Annotated in this window: 4 protein-coding genes and 2 pseudogenes; 4 read left to right on the top strand and 2 right to left on the bottom strand. The window is 44.4% G+C overall.

The features are described 5' to 3' along the window. The 4 genes and pseudogenes from RID53_RS26205 to RID53_RS26190 all read left to right on the top strand — a co-directional run. Positions 1 to 199, top strand: a pseudogene (locus RID53_RS26205) (hypothetical protein); the annotation flags it as partial. Continuing rightward, positions 160 to 993 (top strand): annotated as a pseudogene (locus RID53_RS26200) (FecCD family ABC transporter permease); the annotation flags it as partial. The pseudogenes RID53_RS26205 and RID53_RS26200, both read left to right, overlap by 40 nt. 38 nt (positions 994 to 1,031) lie before the next feature. Further along, complete coding sequence (locus RID53_RS26195; protein WP_446390891.1) at positions 1,032 to 1,814, top strand: ABC transporter ATP-binding protein; 783 nt, start codon at positions 1,032 to 1,034, stop codon at positions 1,812 to 1,814. 127 nt (positions 1,815 to 1,941) lie between these two features. Beyond that, on the top strand, positions 1,942 to 2,862 hold the full coding sequence (locus RID53_RS26190; RefSeq protein WP_446390890.1) for an ABC transporter substrate-binding protein: 921 nt from the start codon (positions 1,942 to 1,944) through the stop codon (positions 2,860 to 2,862). Between the two features lie 72 nt (positions 2,863 to 2,934). Here the strand turns inward: RID53_RS26190 and RID53_RS26185 are convergent, their stop codons facing one another. Then, complete coding sequence (locus RID53_RS26185; RefSeq protein WP_446390889.1) at positions 2,935 to 6,243, bottom strand: CHAT domain-containing protein; 3,309 nt, start codon at positions 6,241 to 6,243, stop codon at positions 2,935 to 2,937. Between the two features lie 84 nt (positions 6,244 to 6,327). Next, a complete protein-coding gene (locus RID53_RS26180; protein WP_446390888.1) occupies positions 6,328 to 7,092 on the bottom strand; it encodes a DUF928 domain-containing protein in 765 nt (254 codons plus the stop codon). Positions 7,093 to 7,397: the final 305 nt, after the last annotated feature.

Raw genomic sequence — 7,397 nt, 5'->3', positions numbered from 1 at the left:
GGAGTTTACTCCTTTGTTGATTAATGGCAGACCCTTAAAAAGCCTAAATCAATTTTATAACCAGCGTCGAGCTAAGTTACAATCTCTCTTAAAAAGCAATCGTCAAAGTTCCCAGAGAATTCGTCGTTTAACCCGTTGCCGTAATCAGAAGATAGATAATTATGGGATATCCGCTTACCTCGAACCCTGGCGGGGTTAATTGTTGGTTCAGCGTTGGGGATGTCGGGGGCTTTACTCCAAGGTATGTTACGCAATGGATTAGCTGATCCCTTTTTACTGGGGATTTCGGCGGGGGCGGGTTTGGTGGCGGTGGGTTTGGTGACGTTGGGATTGTTTCAAGCTTGGTTACCGTTGGCGGCGTGGGTGGGGGCGATTCTCACAACCTTTATTGTCTATTTTATTGCCCGCACGAATAAAACTGTTTCAGTGGAACGGTTAATTTTAGGCGGTGTGGCGGTGAGTGCGTTGTTTGGTGCGATTCAATCCACGCTATTGTTGTTAGCTGATGATGGTCGGATACAAGCCGCCCTAAACTGGCTGATTGGTAGTCTCAATGGGCGAGGATGGGCGGAAGTCACGGTGGCGGGTCCCTACATAGGCGTGGCGTTGTTGGGGGGTTGTCTGCTGGCGCGATCGCTCAATATCCTCAATTTGGGTGATGATCTCGCTGTAGGCTTAGGGGTTTCCTTGATGCGATCGCGTCTTTTGATTGGTGGCGTCGCTACCTTACTCGCTGCGGGGGCAGTGAGTGTGGGCGGTTTGATTGGATTTGTCGGTTTGATTGTCCCCCATGGTGTACGGTTATTGGTGGGTAATGATTATCGTTGGGTTCTCCCCCTTTCCGCCATTGGTGGGGCTTTTGTGTTAACGTTGGCGGATCTGCTTTCCCGTTTAGGGGCGATAGAATTACCTGTGGGGTCAGTTACGGCGTTGTTAGGTTCGCCTTTGTTTGTTTGGTTGCTTTCTCGTGGCTCTACACTATCTAGACGTTGATCAGTTATTTGTCATTTTAAAACTCAAAACGTTTCAAAATGCCTATTGAAGCAAAAAAATTGGCGGGTGGTTATGGAAGTACAGCGATTATTCAGGATATTAATTTCGCTGTAAAAACGGGTGAGTGGCTGAGTTTAATTGGTGCCAATGGTTCGGGTAAATCTACGTTACTTAAACTCCTTTGTCGTATCTTACAACCGCAAAGGGGAACCGTTATCCTCGATGGGAAGGACATTCACACGCAACCGCCTCAGATTGTTGCCCAAAAACTGGCAATTTTGCCCCAACAACAAGCCATTCCGGCTGGATTAACGGTACAGCAATTAGTCAGTTTGGGGCGCACACCTCATCAACCTTGGTGGCAATGGGAACTGGATCGCGAAGATGGGCAAAAGGTAGACGCCGCGATTGCCGAGACGGGGATTGAAGCCTTTCGCGATCGCCCAGTGGAACTCCTCTCTGGTGGGGAACGCCAACGGGCTTTTTTGGCGTTGGCGCTGGCACAAGATCCCCAGGTGCTATTGTTGGATGAACCAACGACTTATCTGGATATTCACTATCAGCTACAATTACTAGAACTGCTCAAATATCTGAATCAGCAGCAAGGGTTATCAATTGTGACGGTACTGCATGAGGTGAATCTAGCCACGCGGTATAGCGATCGCATCGCCATGCTTAAACAAGGGCGTCTTTGGCATATTGGCACCCCAGTAGATGTGATTACTCCGGACAATCTCGCCCAAGTTTTTGATGTGGAGGTGATTGTGATTCAGACGCCTGTGGGTTTGCAAATTTGTCCGGTTGCGCCCTGTGTCACTTGAGTTTTTTGTCATTTGCCAAATGGTTTAGTTCTGGCATTCAGACAGGGCGGGTTTAGTTACATTTGGATGCTTTCGTAAACGATAGTCGTGAAACCCGCCCCTACACATTCAAAACTAAAAACGGATTATGACTCTTCTTGTTCACGCTAATAAAACGCAAAAATCAGCACTCGTTTTCTTGCAAAATTTGCTAATCATTATTGTTAGTATTTTGTTGAGTTTAGTCTTAGTCGCTTGCACCTCTACCCCGACAGAACAAACGCCTACAGCAGATACGAATCAAAACACAGCCGAACGAGTTGTGTCTCTCACTTCTTTGTCTTCCGATATTATTTACCAACTGGATCAAACCAAACTTGTTGGCACTACAAGTAGCCGATTACTCAATCAAGATCCCCGATTTGAAGAGATTCCCAAAGTGAGTCAGGGTCAAACCTTACCGAATTTAGAGAAAATTGTCGCCCTTAAACCCGACTTAGTGATCGCCAACGCCGAGTTTCATGCCCAACTCTTACCTAAATTCCAAGAATTGGGAATTACCACGCTGACAACCCAAATTGAAAAATGGCAGGATTTAGAAACAATTACGAACACCTTGGCTGAAGCAATTGGTGCAGATCCCGCCCCTCTCTTAACCCGTTATCAAACCTTTTTAGGCGAACCCGTATCTGACTCTCCCTCAACCTTAGTTCTCGTCAGTCGTCAACCGATTTTAGCTCCTAATAAAGATAGTTGGGCGGGTGACTTGCTAACGAAATTTGGGGCAAAAAATATCGTGGCGGACTTACAAGGGAAAAGTCCAGTAGGTGGTTATGTCACCCTCTCGGCAGAAAAAGTGTTAGAGGCAAATCCAGAGGTGCTTTTAGTGGTTGATACAGGACAAGGAATTGTGGAACAATTTAAATCTGAACCCTTCTGGAATCAGCTTAAAGCCACCCAACGCGATCGCGTTTATGTTTTCGATTATTATGGGTTAGTCAATCCCGGCAGTATCGATAAGATTGAAGCCGCTTGTAATCAATTGAAAAAAGCATTATCCGGAGCCTGAAAGTTCTAGGTAAACTTCATTGTTTTTTAGTATTTTTGTTTTAGTTTTTGAGGAAAAATATCTGTGAACTCATTATTCGGCTTCTCCAATCAGTGTAAAAGCTGCCCAGTCTCTGGGATGAGGATGTTTTTCTATTGTCGTCAGCATGGCTTGTCGCAGCGCTTGGGCTTTGTCAGGATTGTTTTGTAGATTTTGATAAAATTCCTGCATCAGGGAGGCTGTGGGGGCATCTGGCACTGTCCACAGGGATACAATCACACTGGGTACACCTGCTGAAATCAGGGAGCGGGATAAACCGATGACCCCATCCCCGGTAATTCGACCTTGACCCGTATTGCAGGCGCTGAGGACAACCAATTCGGCGTTGAGGTTCATGGTGAGAATTTCATCTGCCGTAAGTAAGCCGTTATCGTTAGTAGAAGGGGCTAATGCGATCGCACTCCCTAATCCCCAGATTTCATCGAGTATGCCATGGGTGGCTAGGTGAATAATCCGGGCGTTTGCCATATTCTCAACCACGGTAATTTTACTGGCTTGGTTTCCAGTGAGGGCTTGGGTATTGAACAGTTGGGCGATGGCTTCGGCTTCCCGTTGGGCGTGGGGAAGAGAGGCTAAGGGTAAAGGGTGATCGCCAGGTATCAAGGGCATCTCTGGCATGGTAGGATTACCCACAACTAATACATTTCCCTTCCCAACTCGTTGGCGTTGTTTATGGGTTAAATCAAGAACTTGAATCGCTGGGGCGGTAAGGATAGTATGTGTTTCGATTAAGTATTTCCCCGAAGCATCTTGTAGGGCGGGAAAAGGAACCAGAAATAGTTCTTGATGGGGGATAAAAATAACGCGAGATTCGGGATTTGTGGGCAGAAGGTTGGCAATGGGTTCAATCAGTAATTTATGAAGTTGTTGTAAGTGAGAATAGTAGGCACGATTATCGGCGGCTTTATCCACAACATCGCTGATGGGACGTTCAATGATAATACCCTCTTCCCAAGACGGTTGACGGATAATCAGAGTCTTGCTTTGGGAATTCACGGCGATGACTTCCCAGGGTTGATAATCCGCCGCATCACTGTTTAATCTGACCCAATCACCCGGAATAAAGGTTTGGGTTTGACCGCAACATCTGACACCGATGGATTGACGAGTATGGGGAATCAAGTGTTTTAGAGGCGTATCCAAGGATGTAATATCAACTTGGCGAAAGGCGATTTTACCCGTGGGTTGAATGACCCAAATATAGAGTCTAGATTGATCATCATGCTTAAATCGAATTAGCGAATATTCAACCACTGTAGCATTTTGCGCTTTGGCAATCTGTTGAATATTTTGGCTGGTAGGTGGTGTAATCGAAGGGTGAACATTTGACTGAGTAGATAAACGAGTTGCTAATAATTCTACAAATACCCTTGCCCGTCCCCGTTCAGCAATTTCCAAGGCTTCATGGGGTTTATTCTGCGCGATCAGAACCCGTTGTAATGTCTGGTAGGGACTTCGCTGAGTTTCAACCATTGATACTTTATCTGGATGATTTAATCCCACACGCAAGGATTCGTAAATTTCTAGTGATGAGACAAGATGAGTTTGAGCAGAGGTAAGATTACCCGCTTTAAATAGGGTAACACCCAAATTGTTTAAAAACATAGCTTCTTGGCAACGAAGACCAATTTTCTGGATAATGGCTAAGGATTGCTGATGACACTCAATTGCCAGATTATACTGCGCGATCGCGTCATAACTATTGCCCAAACTATTCAAGGAACGGGCTTCTCCAGAACGAGTCCCAATCTCTCGTGCAATTGTCAACGATTGCTGGTAAAACTCAATCGCTTGCTTGTAGCGTTGTTGGCAAAAATAGGCATTCCCTAAATTATAGAAGGAATTGGCTATTCCTGAACGAAATTCTATCTTTTTGGCGATGGCTAAAGACTGCTGATAGAACTCAATTGCCTGCTGGTATTGTTGAAGTAAAAAGTAGGCATTACCTAGATTCCCTAAAGCATTCGCTTCCCCCGCTTGATCATTCGTTTCCCGGCAAATGCTCAACGATTCTTGATAACGTTGAATTCCTAGCTGGGCTTGTCCGAGGAAACTGTAAACATTGCCCAAGTTAGATAAAGCAGAGGCAGTTTTTGAGGGGTGACTGAGTTTCCGAGAAATCATTAGTGATTGTTGAAACGCCTCAATTGCTTTTGGGTATTGATCCAAAGCAAGATAAACCTTGCCCAGACTACTCAAAGCAGCGGCTTCTCCATAGTTATTGCCAATTTTGCGGGAAATGACCAAGGATTTTTGCAGAGAGTCAATGGCTTGTTGGTAGTGATCCAACTCTAGATAAGCTTTGCCCATGTAATATAAACAATAGGCGAGTCTTGAGTGATTTCTAATTTTTCGGAAAATTACTAAGGATTGTTGAAAAAACCGAATCGCTGGCTGGTACTGTTCACAACAAAGATAAGCTTTACCTAGGTAGTACAAACAAGACGCGACTTTACGATGACCAATGTTTTGGAAAATTGCTAAGGATTGCTGAAACGACTCAATCGCTGGTTGGTATTGTTCCCCCGAAAGGTAAATCTTACCCAGATTATATCGACAAGCCGCTTCCCCAGAATCATGATTAATGTCTTGGAAAGATTTTAAAGCGTCTTGGAAAGACTGAATGGCTGACTGATAATCATCTAAAGAACTATAAGCCTTTCCTAGATTGTATAGAGACACCGCTTGATCCCAACAAGATTCGAGTTTCTGAAACAGTTCTAAGGATTGCTGAAAACAGTCAATTGCCTGGGGGTATTGTTTCAAAGCCAAATACGCCTTGCCCAGACTGGATAAGGATGCCGCTATTTGAGCGCGATCGCTAATTTCTCGAAATATATCTAAGGCGGCTTGGCAAGATTTAATTGCCTGCGGGTATTGTTCTAGAGAAAAATAAGTCTTACCTTGATTAGATAGACAGATAGCCTCTTGATAGCGATGAGTGATTTTTCGTAAACTTGTCGAAGATTGCTGATATTGCTCCCAGAAAACGTCTTTCTGTCCTTTCGTATTTAAGGAAAAACATTTCTCTGAGTAGGCACTAATTTTTCGTACCGTCGCTAGGGATAGCTGATAAAATTCAATAGCTGGCTGATATTGTCCCAGAGAAGAATAGGCAAACGTATGTTTCTTGGAGACAGGGTTTTTAGGGGGATAGTTTGCCGATTTTCGTGGGGTTCTAAATCGGTTTAAACAAAACCTGAAAATCCGAGAGAAAAGATAGGCGACAAAACGCTTCACCCATGGCGGAATAATAACAATTTCGAGTAGTCCGATTATCTGAGACTTACTCGCTTCTGTACTTGTCGGTTGTGACAATAATTGACTTGGCTTTTGAGTCATAAGTCTGGATTGGTTCAGTTGTAGGATTTGGCGTCTAAGATCCCTGACTTCTTGAAGAAGTCGGGGATCTGTCTGTGTACCTAACTAAGCACGCGATCGCGCTGATGTACAAAAGGCGAACGGTTCTAAAATTAACTCATCCAGACGTACCAATGGATGCTGTAATAAATCTGTCCAAGCGGTAATAATTTCATTGGCTTGGGGATAGATTAAGCGCAATTTAGCGAGTTCAGTTAAAGCCTCGTGCCAAATTCCATTCTTGGCGTAAAGCTTAACTCGCTGTAAGGGAGATAATCGTTTTAATTGACGTTGTAGCGTTTTATCGATTAAACGTCGCTTAACCACGCCATTCACCGCCATGAAGTCGGCATGACTAGCCGAATTGCCGAAAAAAAAGAACCGCCAACGGTACTTTTTGTTAATCTCTAATCCTGGTGCAGTTTGAGGAATACGGAAACTGATAATTCCTGAAGCCTTAGTTATTTGAAACTGAGTTTTATAAACGGTTCGTTTGGTTATTTCATCTTCCAACACCAACTCCATACAACCCGACGGATAGGGAACATATAGCCAAAAGGTAGGATATTCAGCAACAGTAATACCCAAATTCGTCGCTGGAACCAACGCCATAAACGGCTTTTGAACGTGAGGACAACCTGGACGACTACCGGAATTTTGGCGATCGCCGGGTGCGCCATCGGGAGGCGGTTCAAATTCTAATATCTCTTGGGATGGAGGGAACTTATCTGCACGAAAACTGGTCTGTGCTAGAGTACGGCTGCTAAGACTAAATAGGGCTAAATTCAAAGCGCACGTTAGCAGAATAGGCTGAGTTTGCCACGGTTTCATAGAGTTGTCCTGGTTCAAGTGAAGCATCTCATTGTGAACTCAGGTGCTTATCTCCAAGTTATTACCCATTGAGTGGAAATAATCACCTGTTAACCTTTGTCAGTTGCCACTGACGTTAGCATTTCGTCCAAAGGTTAGTATAGGGCATTTATTTATGCTACAAGGGCAATAAATTGATTTCCAGATACACTGATTCCTTGGCGTCCATTTAATCCGGTTTTGCTGGCTTGGTTTGCCAATTAAAGGACTCAAATAACCGATCTGCAAGGATTCGATAATTCACAATCTAATGGCGTGGCACAGCT

Source organism: Coleofasciculus sp. B1-GNL1-01, assembly GCF_040220235.1.
Classification (GTDB): Bacteria; Cyanobacteriota; Cyanobacteriia; order Cyanobacteriales; family Coleofasciculaceae; genus Coleofasciculus.
The sequence above is the reverse complement of the archived record's forward strand: the minus strand, read 5'-3'. Positions and strand labels throughout refer to the sequence as shown.

What these genes read in the sequence shown, in the direction of transcription:
- RID53_RS26195 (WP_446390891.1), top strand. Translation starts at nt 1,032, where the DNA reads ATGCCTATTGAAGCAAAAAAATTGGCGGGTGGTTATGGAAGTACAGCG.
- RID53_RS26190 (WP_446390890.1), top strand. Translation starts at nt 1,942, where the DNA reads ATGACTCTTCTTGTTCACGCTAATAAAACGCAAAAATCAGCACTCGTT.
- RID53_RS26185 (WP_446390889.1), bottom strand. Translation starts at nt 6,243, where the DNA reads ATGACTCAAAAGCCAAGTCAATTATTGTCACAACCGACAAGTACAGAA.
- RID53_RS26180 (WP_446390888.1), bottom strand. Translation starts at nt 7,092, where the DNA reads ATGAAACCGTGGCAAACTCAGCCTATTCTGCTAACGTGCGCTTTGAAT.